General features: G+C 59.9%; 9 protein-coding genes. 8 read left to right on the forward strand and 1 reads right to left on the reverse strand.

From position 1 onward, the window contains the following. Window positions 1-342 precede the first annotated feature (342 nt). From rdgB to AC6H1L_RS17465, 5 genes are all read left to right on the forward strand, one after another. Complete coding sequence (gene rdgB, locus AC6H1L_RS17445) at window positions 343-1,017, forward strand: RdgB/HAM1 family non-canonical purine NTP pyrophosphatase (protein WP_497598743.1); 675 nt, start codon at window positions 343-345, stop codon at window positions 1,015-1,017. Between the two features lie 87 nt (window positions 1,018-1,104). Beyond that, window positions 1,105-4,341, forward strand: coding sequence for an exonuclease domain-containing protein (locus AC6H1L_RS17450; protein WP_497598744.1), 3,237 nt, complete (start codon window positions 1,105-1,107; stop codon window positions 4,339-4,341). A 90-nt stretch (window positions 4,342-4,431) separates the two neighbouring features. Further along, entirely contained in the window at window positions 4,432-5,607 is a 1,176-nt protein-coding gene (locus AC6H1L_RS17455; protein ID WP_497598745.1) for a tRNA-ribosyltransferase family protein, read from the forward strand. Beyond that, window positions 5,543-6,397, forward strand: coding sequence for a class I SAM-dependent methyltransferase (locus AC6H1L_RS17460; RefSeq protein ID WP_497598746.1), 855 nt, complete (start codon window positions 5,543-5,545; stop codon window positions 6,395-6,397). Before AC6H1L_RS17455 ends, AC6H1L_RS17460 begins: the two co-directional genes overlap by 65 nt. A gap of 106 nt (window positions 6,398-6,503) precedes the next feature. Then, on the forward strand, window positions 6,504-8,678 hold the full coding sequence (locus AC6H1L_RS17465; protein ID WP_497598747.1) for a molybdopterin-containing oxidoreductase family protein: 2,175 nt from the start codon (window positions 6,504-6,506) through the stop codon (window positions 8,676-8,678). On the opposite strand, the gene AC6H1L_RS17470 is transcribed toward AC6H1L_RS17465, so the two are convergent. Continuing rightward, window positions 8,668-9,480 (reverse strand): TrmH family RNA methyltransferase, encoded by an 813-nt coding sequence (locus AC6H1L_RS17470; protein WP_497598748.1) that lies wholly within the window; start codon window positions 9,478-9,480, stop codon window positions 8,668-8,670. The two genes, AC6H1L_RS17465 and AC6H1L_RS17470, sit on opposite strands and share 11 nt — an antisense overlap. 318 nt (window positions 9,481-9,798) lie before the next feature. On the opposite strand from AC6H1L_RS17470, the gene AC6H1L_RS17475 reads away from it, so the two are divergent. The 3 genes from AC6H1L_RS17475 (at window position 9,799) to AC6H1L_RS17485 (ending at window position 13,398) form a co-directional block, all read left to right on the forward strand. Then, the gene (locus tag AC6H1L_RS17475; protein WP_497598749.1) at window positions 9,799-11,787 is read left to right on the forward strand and encodes a GAF domain-containing sensor histidine kinase; all 1,989 of its coding nucleotides are present in this window, start codon (window positions 9,799-9,801) and stop codon (window positions 11,785-11,787) included. 7 nt (window positions 11,788-11,794) lie between these two features. Further along, the gene (locus AC6H1L_RS17480; protein WP_497598750.1) at window positions 11,795-12,649 is read left to right on the forward strand and encodes a CehA/McbA family metallohydrolase; all 855 of its coding nucleotides are present in this window, start codon (window positions 11,795-11,797) and stop codon (window positions 12,647-12,649) included. A 398-nt stretch (window positions 12,650-13,047) separates the two neighbouring features. Further along, a complete protein-coding gene (locus tag AC6H1L_RS17485) occupies window positions 13,048-13,398 on the forward strand; it encodes a hypothetical protein (protein ID WP_497598751.1) in 351 nt (116 codons plus the stop codon). The last annotated feature ends 125 nt before the right edge of the window (window positions 13,399-13,523 follow it).

Below are 13,523 nucleotides of genomic sequence, written 5' to 3' on the forward strand. Positions count from 1 at the left end.
GCCTGGTGCCCGTTTCTTCGACAGTCGAATGGTTTGTTCCTCTAAGAGAGATACGTTTTGGATAGCGAAAAAGTTGAGGGGTCCAAAAGCCTGGAGCATATTCGCCGGCGGACCCGCGAGACAGGTGCCAGCGCGCCTAACAGCCCTTTCTCCTCTCGACAAGGCAGCCCCAGTATGGTAATATGGGATCAAATTTTATATCATCCGCCTGCGACAAGGAGCGAACGGGCCTGAGAAGGTCTTGCTTTCTCAGGATCAGGGTGAGGGGAAGCGGTTCCTGCCAGTGGCGCCAAAGAAGATAAGTATTCCCGCCTGCGTCTGCTCCGTAGCTGTCTGAAATCGATGAAGCAACGCGAAACCAGGGATCAACCCATTCAAGCGGCATCACGGCGCTTGCTACTCGCGACGTCGAATCGCGACAAGCTAGAAGAATTGCGCGCGCTTTTCCAGGATCTGCCTTTTCGTCTGGTCTCTCCGGCAGAGATTGGTCTGACGCTGGAGGTAGAGGAGACCGGGCAAACCTTCCGCGAGAATGCCGAGCTAAAAGCGAAAGCCTATGCGCAAGCTGCAGGCCTGCTGGCACTGGCTGACGATTCTGGTTTGGAAATCGATGCCCTGGGCGGGGCGCCTGGCATCTATTCGGCCCGTTTCCTGGGGCCGGAGACCCCCTATGAGGAGCGCTTTCGCGTAATCTTGCAGCGCCTCCAGGGGCTTCCGCCAGAGCAACGCACGGCGCGTTTCCGCTGCTGCATCGCGATAGCCGAGCCTTGGGGCTACTGCCGCACGGTTGAGGGGGTCATAGAAGGCCAGATCGCAGAGGAGCCGCGCGGCAGCAACGGTTTTGGCTACGATCCGATTTTCCTCGTTCCCGAGCTTGGGAAGACCACAGCCGAGCTGCCCCCGGAGGAGAAGCATCGCATCAGTCACCGGGGAAGGGCGGCTCAACTGGCACGGAAACTGCTCGCAAGCTGGCCTCCCTTCGCTACTTCTGCCGACCTGCTCGACTCTTGGCCCTAGCTGGATTTCGTGGCTAGAGAGGCTGCGTGAGCGTGTCAGCAGGTTCTGCAAGAGAGCGAGTGAGCAAGCAGGAGAGAAAGATTTTCTATGGGGAGAAAGCCGCCTATCCGGGTCGCGCTTGATCTGGAAACAACCGGCCTGCATGTGGAGCAAGATGCCATCCTCGAAGTGGCTGCGGTCAAGTTCCAGGGCACGACGATCCTCGATCGCCTTGAAACGTTGGTGGCTCCAGGGCGCTCTATTCCATATCGGGTGCAGCGTCTGACGGGGATTACTCCCCGCCAGCTGATCGGTGTGCCCTCGTTTGAGGCGATTGCCCGCAAGCTACAGCAGTTTGTCGGCAGTTTTCCGATAGTCGGACACAGCATCCCTTTTGATGTCAGCTTCCTACGCCGGCAGGGATTAGCCTATCATAATCAGCTGATCGATACCTTCGAGCTGGCCTCGGTCTTACTCCCCTCGCTGCCAAGCTACAGCCTGGGCTACGTTGCGCGCTTTCTGGGGGTTCCCAGCTCTCCGGAGCGCCATCGGGCAATGGCTGATACCCTGCTGGCCATGCATGTCTTCCTGGCCCTCTATGAGCGTCTGCAGGCCATTGATCTGGCGGCTCTTGAGGAGCTTGCTCATCTCGATGCCCCTCCCGATTGGCCATTATTGGAGTTCTTTCGCCAGGAATGGCGTGAGCGTCAGCGAGAGCAAGGGCAGCAGCGCGGCTCTATCTGGGGCAGCCTCGGCCAGCATTTTGCCGCTCAGTTAGGCATGGACCCGCGAGTGCTCTCGTTTGCGGTAGCGCGTGCCGGGCCACCGCTCCCTACGTCGGCTACTGCCTCTTCGGCCGAGCAAGCTCGCCCATCCCGGCCTTCACCTGGGGCCGAATCCGGCTCCGCTAGCCGGGCTCTGACCTCGGCGCTCTTCTCGCCGGAGGCTGGCTCTGAGCTTCTGGTTCTGGCCGAGGCCAGACGCTCAGAGTGTGAGCGTGAACGCCTCAGCGGCTACGAGGCAGTGCAGCACCTCCTACACGAGACACTGGCTCGCTTTGGAACAGCTTTAATCGAGACAACTCTTGGTAGCGATGACTATCTACCTCTCTTGCTCTCTGTGCTCGAATGGCTGAAGCATGTGGCTACGCGAGTTAGTGAAGCTGAGCAGCCTGGCCCCCGCCTGCTGATTACCTGCGCTTCTGCTCATGCCGCCTATCGCATCAGAGATGCGCTGCTGCCGCGTCTACAGGAGCAGCTTGGCGCGCGCTTCACGGTGGCCTATCTGGCCGAGCGTGATGGCTACCTCTGTCTGCATCGCTGGTTTGGCGCTGCCCAGGTGCGATTAGGGAATGGCCCGCGCTCGGAGGAAGCCCGCGCTTTTGCCAAGTTCACTCTCTGGGCCCAGGAGACCTTGACCGGTGAGCGGGGAGAACTGACGCTGTTGCCCCATGAGGTCCCGAGCTGGGAGCGTATCTGTTCGGGAGGAGAGCGCCTCGTAGCCAGCGATGAGCGCCTGGGCAGCATCTATGAGCGCTGTGCGTATCGTCGCAAGGGGTATTGCTTCTATCAGCGGGCTGAGGAGCGGGTACGGGCCGCGCAGATTGTGATCACCACCCATGCAGGGCTGCTTGATGACTTGTCTTCTTCTCATTCACTCCTGCGCGAGATCCCTTATCGTCTCATTCTGGACGCTGATTTGCTCGAAGAAGAGTGGGCCCGTCGCAGTGGCGTAGAGCTGAGTCATGGGCGCCTGCTAGCGCTGCTGCAGACCCTGGGAATGGAGCTACAAAATGGGCGTTATCAGGGGTTGCTCGCGCTGGCCGCTCCGGTCTTACGAGAAGGGGGAGGCCTCCCCGTTGGAAATGCTTTGAACGTCGCTCCCTCTGCCACCGTGACGCGGGCCGAGCTGGATATGCGGCTGCTCTCGTGGTTCCAGGCTCTGCGCCAGGCCTGCGGAGCTGCCAATCACTTTTTCGGGGCCTTGACCCATCTGCTCGATGAAGCCCTGCATACGCCGGCGAGCAGCCAGGGGACGCGCCATGAACGTGGACGTTCTTCCACCGCGCGCAATCAGAACGCCAATCCGCGCTTTGCCGAGCGTCTTGATCAGGCCCTGCGTCTCCAGCGTTCGCTGTTGAATCTAGAGAGCTGGGATGAGGCTGCCCATGCCTGGCGCCAGCTCTCGCAGCATCTGCAGACGGTAATCGAGTTGTCTCAGGAAGCGGAACGCTTACTGCTGATAAGCGCTCGCGGACGCGCCCGCCTGGAGCAAGGAGGACTGCTAGTCGATGCGCTGGCGGCGGAGTTCGCCATCAGCGCTCAGCGCCTGCGGACCCTCAAGGAACAGGGAGATCACGCCTTCGCTTTGGCGGAAGGTGAGATGGTCTATTGGCTGCGCGTACCGCCCGCTTCCCTTCATCCTCTGCCCCGGAGTTTAGAGACAGCCGCTTCTTCTGCGGCAGCCGTCGAGCAAGCGCAGGAGCATGCTCCTGCTCTCTATGGGCAGCCGATCCAGATCGCGCCCATGCTGAAGCGCCTGCTCTTCCATCCCCAACGGGCTACCATCCTGGCGGGCGTGGCCTTGGCCGTGGCTGGGGATTTCTCCTTTGCGCGGGGCCGACTGGCGCTGGAAATGGAGAACTGCCCGGCTTACTCGCTGGAAGGCGATCATTGTGCTCAGACACTGCTGTATATCCCTAATGACGTCCCTGAGCCAAATATGCCTCAATATCAACGGCATCTCGATGAGGCCATCCTGCAGCTGGCGGAGGCCCTAGAGGGGCAGATCCTTGTCTTATTTACCTCTCACGCCGCATTGCGCAGCTCATACTCTTTTATTAAAGCAGCCTTAGAGGCGCGCGACATTCTCTTGCTGGGGCATGGAATCGATGGCTCCCCGCGCCAGCTCTGGCAGATTTTTGCTGAGCAGCCACGGGTGATGCTTTTTGGGGCGGGAGGCTTCTGGGAGGGAGTGGAGGAGCTACCGACGCTGCCGTCCTGTCTGTTTATTACCCGGCTGCCTATGCCGGCCCTCAACGATCCTCCATTGGCGGCGCGGGCCGAACAATATGCCGACCAGCTTCATCAGATGACGGTGCCTGTCGCCGCACTTCGCCTGCGCCGCACCCTCAATCGCCTGGCCTGGAGCAGCCCTAAGCGCAACAGTGTCATCATTTTTGATCGGCGCCTGATCTCGAAGGAATACGGACAGCTAATCCTACATTCGCTGCCGCGTTGCTCACAACGCCAGGATAGCGTTGTCCACATGCCCGATGCCGTTCTGGACTGGCTCACCTCTGAGGGCCTCGGTGACCAGCTAACGCCCAGCTCTGGGGCGGGCTAACTTGACCCGGGCCCCCGCCCTATGGTATCGTACTGGCATTGAAGAATGGCAGGGCGTAGCAGTACATAGCCTGTTGAGAGCGGCATAGTGATGATGAGTGCGGAAGAGCGTGTTGCGCTGGCCCTTCCACATGGGACGGTCTCCTTGCCAGCCTTTTTGCCCGATGCAACGCATGGGGTAGTCCGTGCGGTTGACAGCCTTGATCTGGAGCAGTGTGGCGTCCAGGCGGTCGTTATGAATACCTTCCATCTCATGCAGCGCCCTGGCTCCTCGGCGGTGGCGGCTCTCGGGGGATTGCATGCTCTGAGCGGCTGGCGGCGTCCCATTGTGACCGATTCGGGTGGCTTTCAGGCTTATTCCTTGATTCGTCAGAATGCTCGCTATGGCCACCTGACAGAGAAGGGACTGACCTTTCAGCCGGAAGGGGCAGCGCGGCGTTTCTTGCTCACGCCCGAGAAGAGCATTCAGTTGCAGGTCAGCAGCTATGGCAGCGATGTCGTGGTCTGTCTGGACGATTGCACTCACGTTGACGAGCCGCCTTCCAGACAGCGCGAGTCGGTTGAGCGAACGATTGCCTGGGCACGGCGCAGCAAGGCTGAGTTCATGCGCCTGATGGAGCAGAAGAAGTTGCCGCCCGAGCGCCGTCCGCTGCTGTTCGCGGTCGTGCAGGGAGGGGGCGATTTCGCGCTGCGCCGTGCCTGTGCTGAAGCTCTGTTGGAGATCGGCTTTGATGGTTTTGGGTTTGGTGGTTGGCCACTGGATAGTGAAGGTCAGTTGCTGAGCGAGATTGTGGCCTGGACGCGCGAGCTGATTCCGGCCCGCTTTCCGCTGCATGGCCTGGGCATCGGCCATCCTCTCAATGTGGTGGCCTGCGCCCGGATGGGCTACGATCTCTTTGATAGCGCTATGCCAACGCGGGACGCTCGCCACGCGCGGCTGTATTGCTTTACAGAGGACCCCGCTACAAGTAGCCTTGATCCCGATGGGTCGTGGTTGACCTATGTTTATCTCAGCGATGAACGCCTGCGCCGCGAGCGACGACCTGTTTCGGCTTTCTGCGATTGCCTCTCTTGCTCGCGCTATAGTCTGGCCTATCTGCATCATCTCTTTAAGGTCAATGATGCCCTCTTTCTGCGCCTGGCGACGATCCATAATCTACGCTTTATGGTGCAGCTAATGCAGCGCCTGGAAGTGCTGTTACATGGTCAGCAAGTGGCAGAGCAGCGAGAGCAGCGAGAGCAGCAAACAGCTCAGGCAACTGGTTGAGGCGGTACGGGCGAGCCGCAAGTATCGCTTTCTCTATGGGGGAACGATCGCCTATGTGGGCGCCCGTGAGCTGGCCCGCCGCGCCAATCTGGAAGAGGCGATTAAGGCCACCAAGCGCCGGCTGCATCAGATCGCTGGGATGTACCTGGCTGGAGAGGCGCCATATGCACGCTGGCTGGAAGAGTTACGCCTGGCACGCGAGAGCAACGATCAGGAGCAACTACGAGCGGCCTGTCGCCGGGTGATGTCCTGGCATACCTCAACCCGTGAGCGGCTCGCTGTGCTCCCGACTTTTTATGAGCGCTTGCTAGCTGATTTGCCGTCGGTGAGGCGCGTGCTTGATGTCGCCTGTGGTTTCCATCCATTGGCCTTGCCCTGGATGCCGTTTTTTAGATCCGGCGGCAGCACCTGTTACTACTACGCCTGTGACATCTATGAAGATTTGGCCTCCTTTCTGCAGGAGGTGCTAAAGGTGCTGGGGGTGCCTGGTGAGGCGACGGTTTGTGATATTGTGCAGACGCCGCCGGACCTCGCCGTCGATCTGGCCTTCGTTTTGAAAGTGCTGCCCTGTCTGGAGCACATCGAGCCAGAGGCTGGCCTGCGGCTCCTGCAGGCTATCCAGGCTCGCTATTTGCTGGTTTCCTTCCCGGGGCAGAGCCTTGGGGGTGGAAAACGTGGAATGGCGACCTACTATGAAGCGCGCTTTCGATCCCTGGTCGCTGATTGCGGCTGGCGGCTTGAGCGCTTCGCCTTCCCTGGGGAATTAGTGTTTCGCATCGAAAAAGAGTAAGCCGGCGCCTGTCTCAGCAGACAGCGAGAAGAGAGGAGCAGAAGCAGGGGCGAGCGGGAGAGAAGTAAGCCGGCGATCTCTGGACTGTTAGAGGAGCTTGTTTCACATGGTCGTGTCTTCTTCGGCTGATGATGAAAGGAAACAAACGGCGCAGGCATCTGTCCGTGTGGTCTACGGTGCCTGCCCCCATGACTGTCCCGATGGGTGTGCTCTTGAGACCCTGGTTGACGGGCAGGGAAGAGCGCTAGCTGTCCGCGGGCGAGCTGATCACCCAATTACCCGCGGCTGGCTCTGTGCCAAGGTGAACCGCTATCTTGAGCGTGTCTATCATCCTGAGCGCCTGCTCTATCCCCAGCGTCGCAAGGGGCCAAAGGGCAGCGGCTCCTTTACGCGCATCAGTTGGGAGGAGGCCTTTGCCGAAATCAGTGAGCGCTGGCGACAGATCATTGCTGAACACGGGGCGCAGTGTATTCTACCCTATAGCTATGCCGGCACCCTGGGATTAGTGAATGGGGCGGTGGCGGATTCGCGTTTCTGGAACCGCCTGGGGGCCTCGCGACTCAAGCGCGCGATCTGTGGCTATGCCGCCGAGGAGGCCGTACGCCTCACCATTGGCTGGCGTCTGGCCCCCTCGCCAGAAATGTTGCTCCAGAGTCGGCTGATCCTGATCTGGGGCAGCAATCCAGCGAGCACGGCCCCGCACATCATGCCCTTCTTGCGCCAAGCGCAGCGCCAGGGAGCCAAGGTCATCGTCATTGACCCTGTGCGCACTCTGACAGCCCGCTCCGCTGACCTCCATATTCAGCCATATCCGGGCACCGATGCGGCTCTGGCTCTCGCCATGATGCATGTCATCGTCACCCAGGGCTTGCATAATCAAGCCTGGATCGAGGCCCATACAATTGGCTGGGAGCAGTTGCGGGCGCGCATCATGCAATATCCACCTGAACGGGCGGCAGAGATCACGGGCCTGGCGGTCGAGACCATCACGGAGCTGGCTGTGACCTACGCCACGACCACGCCGGCCATGCTGCGCGTCACTGATGGCATCAACCGCCATACCAACGGCGGGCAGACCGTCCGCGCCTTGCTTTGTCTACCGGCCTTGACTGGTCAGTATGGACTAGCTGGCGGAGGGGTCATGTACAGTACCAGCGACTGGCTGCAGTGGGATGCCGAAGCCGTCAAACACGAGCACGATCCGGCCTGTCCGCCCGCCCCGCGTACCCTCAACATGAACCGTCTAGGGGCTTTGCTCACCGGCGAGGCAGATCCCCCCATCTATGCCCTCTATGTCTATAACGCCAACCCCGTGGCCTCCGCCCCCAACGCCGGCAAAATCGTCGAGGGCCTCAAGCGCGATGACCTCTTCGTCGTGGTCCACGACCTGTTTGAAACCGATACAGCGCGCTATGCGGACATCTTACTACCGGCAACCAGCCAACTTGAGCAAACCGATCTCCACAAAGCCTATGGGCATCTGGCGCTCCAATACAACGCGCCGGCCATTGCTCCCCTGGGAGAGGCGCGCAGTAACTGGGATGTGATGCGCGGGCTGGCGCAAGCGATGGGCTTCAAAGAACCCTGGCTGCAAGAAGATGCGGAAGCCGTCATTCGGGGCGTGCTAGAAGCCACGGCGGCGCGTTCAGCTCTCCTGGAGGGTATCACCCTGGAGCGACTCAAATGCGAAGGATGGGTCCCCCTGACCATAGCCGAAGAGCGGCGCATTCCCTTCGCCGACGGGCGCTTTGGCACCCCTTCTGGCAAAGTCGAACTGTACTCCCAGCAGGCGGCGGAGCTAGGCTATGACCCCCTCCCCGATTGGGTGCCCGACGCCGAATCGCCCTTTACCGCGCGCACCGATGACCAGCGCGAACGTCTTGTCCTTGTCTCGCCGGGAGCGCACCACTTTATCAGCTCCAGTTTTGGCAATGTGGCCACTTTACGCCAGAAAGAAGGTCGGCCCAGTGTACGCCTCCATCCAGAGGATGCCCGCGCGCGCGGCATCCAGGATGGTCAACTGGTGCGCCTCTGGAATGAGAGGGGGAGCTGTCTGGTCTTTGCCGAGGTAAGCGACGAGGTGCGTCCCGGAGTACTGGCAGCTAGCTCAGTCTGGTGGCCACGCTTCAGCCCCGATGGGCGCAATATCAACTGGTTGACCTCCGATCGCCTGGCGGACTTCAATGGCGGCAGCACTTTTCACACCACGCTTGTCCATATTGAGCCGGTAGCTACAGCGCCTCAGTCTGTCAGCGAACCGGAAGAGGCCGTCAGGAGCTAGAGCCGCGCGATGCGCGAAGCTGATAGAAGATCTCATAGAGAACCAGGGCCGTGGCGACCGCCAGGTTGAGCGAATCGCTGCGGCCCACCATCGCGATGCTCACCATAGCGTCACAGCTGGCCTGCTGCTCAGTGGAAAGACCCTGGCGTTCGCTGCCCATGAGCAGGACCAGAGGGAGCGGGTAGCGCAGCGAGCGATAGTCAGTCGCTGCGGCCCCGGAGGTGCCGATCACAAAGCAGCCTGTCCGCTCTTTCCAGCGACAGAAATCGGCGAAACTGGCGCGAATAAGAGTCTGGGAGAAGAGCGCGCCCATGCTGGCGCGGGCAGCATTAGGATCGTAGGGATCAGCACAATGATCAAGCAGGATCACCCCCCGAGCTCCCGCCGCGTCCGCCGTACGCAAGATGGTCCCGATATTGCCCGGGTCCTGGGCAGCATGCAAAGCCACCCAGTAGTCACCAGGAGCGGGCTGAAGCTCCTCCAGGCGCTGCCAGCGCTGACGTACGACGGCGGCCAGACCCTGGGGGCCCTCTTTCTGTGAGAGGCTGGCAAAGGCCGCCTCACTGACCTCCAGGATGGAAATGCCGGCTGCCTGAGCCTCCGCCACCAGCGAGCGCGCGAAGTCGCTACGCAGCAGAGAAGGAGCCACCACCAGTGTTTCAATTGTGGCTCTTGTCTGGAGAGCCTCGGCCACCAGGCGAATGCCCTCAATGAAAAAGCAACCGCTGCGCTCCCGTTCCTGGCGTTGGCGAAGAGCACGAATCGCTTTCAGCCGTGGATTAGCAGGACTGGCAATCTGCATAGGCGAATCTCTACCTAACCTACCGATAGCTACCTGGCTGACAGATGACTTGTTCTGCTGAGGGGACTTCTCTGGGGACAGAGAGCATCGCCCTCTCGGCCCGCTTATCATACTGTCTCTACGCTGCAAAGGCAAGTCGGTTCAGTGGCCGCTTCCACAAGCGGCCAGAGAAGCCATTGCCGACGATGGCAAGGCATGCAAGCGGCCTCTCAACTGGGATGAGAGCCGTATTTGTCAGAGGTTGCTGAGACTGTGCTATAATGAGCTTGACTCGCGGGTCTCGTCTCGTCTTCAGGCATGAAGAGGGGAAAGCATCGTGTGAAACAGCGATCAGCCAGGCAGCAGGAGAGCAGCCTAGAGCAGCAACAGCGCGAGCTGCTCCGTCACATTATTGATATAGGAGCCTCATTACGTCTAGGGATGGACACCGATACGCTGCTCCAGCGCGTATCGGAAGCTGCCTGCAAGGCGCTACGTTTTCGTTATTCCGCGCTCTATCTCAACAACGGGGCTGGTTTTTTTGAGGCGAGAGCTTCGGCAGGCCTCTCGCCGGAGCAGCATCGCTATCTGCTGGAGCATCCATTGCCCGAAGAAGCAGTCAACAAGCTCATCTGTGAGCGCTACCGTATAGGGAACTCCTACTTTATTCCCAAGGGCGACCCCATCTGGCGCGATGCGACCCTCGCCAGCTTCTTCATCATCGTCGATGATCGCGTCGAGGCGGTGCCGTTGGATTCCACCCCCTTAAGTGAGCCAGACCTGGGCCCCGAATGGCACGTCGAGGACCTGCTGATCGTCCCCCTACGAGGGGCTGATAACTCTTTGCTTGGCTTCCTAACCCCCGATTCGCCCCTCAATGGCCTGCGTCCAACGCAGGAGATCCTGGAACTGTTTGAACTGTTTGCCAACCAGGCAGCGATTGTCATCGAAGGCACACGGCTCTACGAGGAGCTAAAGCGGCATAGCGAAGAACGGGCAGCCCTGGTCAAGATCGGTCGCGCGCTCTCGGCCCCCGAAGATCCAGGGGACCTGCAGAGCATCTACCAGACCATTTATGAGCAAGTTGCGCCCATGATGCCCGTCGATGCTTTTTATATTGCCCGCTACGTGCGCGCCGCTGATGGCGAAAAGCTGGTCATGGAGTTCCTGATTGATGACGGAATCAAGTATCCAGCGGTCGAGTTCGGCCTCATCTTGCCGCAGACCCACAACATTCTCTTTCACGAGCCTGTCGGTCGCCTCATCACGACCAGCCGCGAGTTTCTCGAATTCGCCGGACTCACTGCCAGCGAAGAGGAGACGAATCTGCTAGGGAGTAACCGACCGGCGGAATCGATCCTGTTTGTACCGCTGCGTTACGGAGAAAAGGTGCTGGGACTGCTCTCCGTGCAATCCTATCGTCCCCATGCCTACACGCAGCGGCATTTAGAGCTGTTGAAAGAGATTGGCATTCAGGCTGCTATTGCCATGAATAACGCGCAGCTCTATACAGAATTGCGCGAAGCCCTCAAGCAGGCCCAAGAATCGGAGCGCCTCAAGAATCACTTCCTCATGACCGCCTCACACGAGCTGCGCACCCCACTGACGGCCATCCAGGGCTATCTAGAACTCCTGGGAGACTTTGGGGAATCCCTGGATGAGGAGGCCAAAGCGCGCTTTATCAGCAACGCGCGCCGGGCCTGTGAAGAACTAGTCCTGCTGCTTGGCAACGTCATGGACGCCAGTCGCATTGACCAAGATCGCGTTATGCTCAAAATGGAGCCGGTGCAAGTCATTCGCCCTGTCACGCTCATCCTGGAGATCCTGGAGCCAATCCTGGTGCGAGAGGAGCGGCGCATACACATAGAGGTACCAGAGGATCTACAGGTGTGGGCCGACGATCTGCGGCTGCGTCAGATTCTCCTCAACATCGTTGGCAATGCGCTCAAGTACACGCCGGCGGGGTCGCCTGTAGCCATCAGTGCGCGACGTCTGAGCTGGGAAGAACTCTGTTGCCTCCCCTCGTTGGCGGACCAGTACCGTCCGGCCAAGCCGCCGTCGGGGGCCTTTGCCCTGATTGCGGTGCGGGACTGGGGACCAGGGATCTCGCGAGCAGATCAGGCGCGCCTCTTTACCAGGTTCATGCGCCTACCCAACGCTCTCAACAGTATGCAGCGCGGTGCAGGGTTAGGGCTTTATCTCTGTCGTCAGCTGACCGAGGCGATGGGTGGCTCGATCTGGATGGAGAGCGAGGGTATCCCTGGCGAAGGCTCGACCTTCTACATCGCGCTGCCGCTCTATTCTGAGGAACAGCACAACAAGGAGTGAGTTGTAGGTGACGAAGGAACTCTCATTTGCGACAGCCAATAATCACAAGACGAGCCCAGCCAGCGCCACAACTTTAATGACCGCTGCTGGATATAGTCGTGCAGATATCCACATGCATACCAACCTGGGTGATGGCTGGGCCAGCCCGGCTCAAGTCATCAAAGAGGCCCGACGTCGTGGCCTGCGCCTCATTGCGATCACCGATCATGATCATTTGGAAGGGGCCTGGCGTGTGGCTGAGTTGTTGGCCAAGGAGCAGGCGCGTGGCTCCGATGGCCAGGAGGCGGCGCCGCCTCTTGAGCTGGTGGTAGGGGTCGAAGTCACTACGCGTGATGGCCATCTGCTAGGCCTGTTTGTCGAAAAAGCCCCCCGTGCCCAGCGACCAGTAGAGGAGGCCATTGACGAGATCAAGGCCCAGGGAGGGCTGGTCGTTGTCCCTCATCCCTTCGGGCGCCTGGTGCCTAGCCTGAGCCGGGCCAGAATCGAGGAATTACTGAGCAAGGGCTATTGTATCGATGCCCTGGAGATGTATAACCCCTCGCCGGCCAATGCTTCGCAGCGCCATATGGTGCGCCTGGCTAACCAGGAGTGGCAACTTGGCGAGGTAGGCGGCAGCGATGCCCATTTCTGGCAACATATAGGCGTAGCCTATACGCTCTTCCCCGGACAGACAGCGGAGGAGCTGCGTCAGGCCATTGTCCAGCGGCGAGCCACCCCCGGTGGCCAAGAGGTACCTACTCCTCGCCTGCCACTGGGGGTCTATGTGGCTCAGTGTGCCTGGAGCTGGCTGGTTGATCCTCCCCGACGCGCCTGGCGCGCGCGGCGCAATCACCAGAATCACCGCGGCGCCGTGGTGCGATAAGTGGTGACCTGGCTTACTGGCTTCAAGCCGGGCGGGGCGGTTCGCTGGTGAGGTGCTGATCATTAAGCGCGCTCCCACGTCCGCCACGCTACCAGCGAGCGGCTCGCTGGCGTGTCGCTCCAAACGCTCAAGGAAGAGCGTCTAGCGCCCACCTCCCTTCCTTATCTTACTCACACGGCGGCTCGCCTGCCGTTTTTTTATGGAAGCAGGAAGCTCTCCCGCTTCTGGCCTTCTCTCCAGGCTCACGCTATTAGCAAGCGCGGGCTGATACTCCAGCCGCGATAGTTCGTTGCCCTTCTGGGAAAGATGAGTCACTCCTCAGCTCGTTCAAGTAACATATAATAGAGGTTGATAAACGGCAAGCGGTAGCCGCTACCCTAGAAAGAGAGTAGGCCTTCATGAACTTATACGAACAATTGCAGGTCATACATGAGCGCCTGAACAGCATTGGGGCCCATGAAGACAGCATCGCCCTGGTAGAGAAGCTGCTCAAGCGTGCCGAGCCTACCAAGTACGACCGGACCCAGGTCTCACAGATGCAAGTTTTAAGGCATATGCTACGTATGCCTGATGTGATCGATAATTACGATATTTATAACGACCTGCAGGAGCTGATGGGCGATCACTCCCAGGTTGAGCTGATGGCTCGCGAAGAAGCGGCCCCACCAGCGTATGAGGATACAACGCGCCGGCCTAAGCCTCGCTCCTACTACAAAGCGCGCAAAGCCAAAGAGAAGAAGAGCAGCTAGATCTCAGCGAAGGAAGACCGGCTCTTGCCTTGACCTTTGCTCTCCTCTTACGGGAGAGCAAGGGCTGCCAGCCGGTCCATGCTGGAGCGACAAGGCAAGGCAAGGGGAGCCGCAACCAACCTTGT

The organism is Thermogemmatispora argillosa (assembly GCF_059696725.1).

Coding starts and splice junctions, on each gene's coding strand:
- AC6H1L_RS17455 (WP_497598745.1), top strand. CDS start 4,432: ATGATGAGTGCGGAAGAGCGTGTTGCGCTGGCCCTTCCACATGGGACG.
- AC6H1L_RS17460 (WP_497598746.1), top strand. CDS start 5,543: ATGGTCAGCAAGTGGCAGAGCAGCGAGAGCAGCGAGAGCAGCAAACAG.
- AC6H1L_RS17470 (WP_497598748.1), bottom strand. CDS start 9,480: ATGCAGATTGCCAGTCCTGCTAATCCACGGCTGAAAGCGATTCGTGCT.
- AC6H1L_RS17465 (WP_497598747.1), top strand. CDS start 6,504: ATGGTCGTGTCTTCTTCGGCTGATGATGAAAGGAAACAAACGGCGCAG.
- rdgB (WP_497598743.1), top strand. CDS start 343: ATGAAGCAACGCGAAACCAGGGATCAACCCATTCAAGCGGCATCACGG.
- AC6H1L_RS17450 (WP_497598744.1), top strand. CDS start 1,105: ATGGGGAGAAAGCCGCCTATCCGGGTCGCGCTTGATCTGGAAACAACC.
- AC6H1L_RS17485 (WP_497598751.1), top strand. CDS start 13,048: ATGAACTTATACGAACAATTGCAGGTCATACATGAGCGCCTGAACAGC.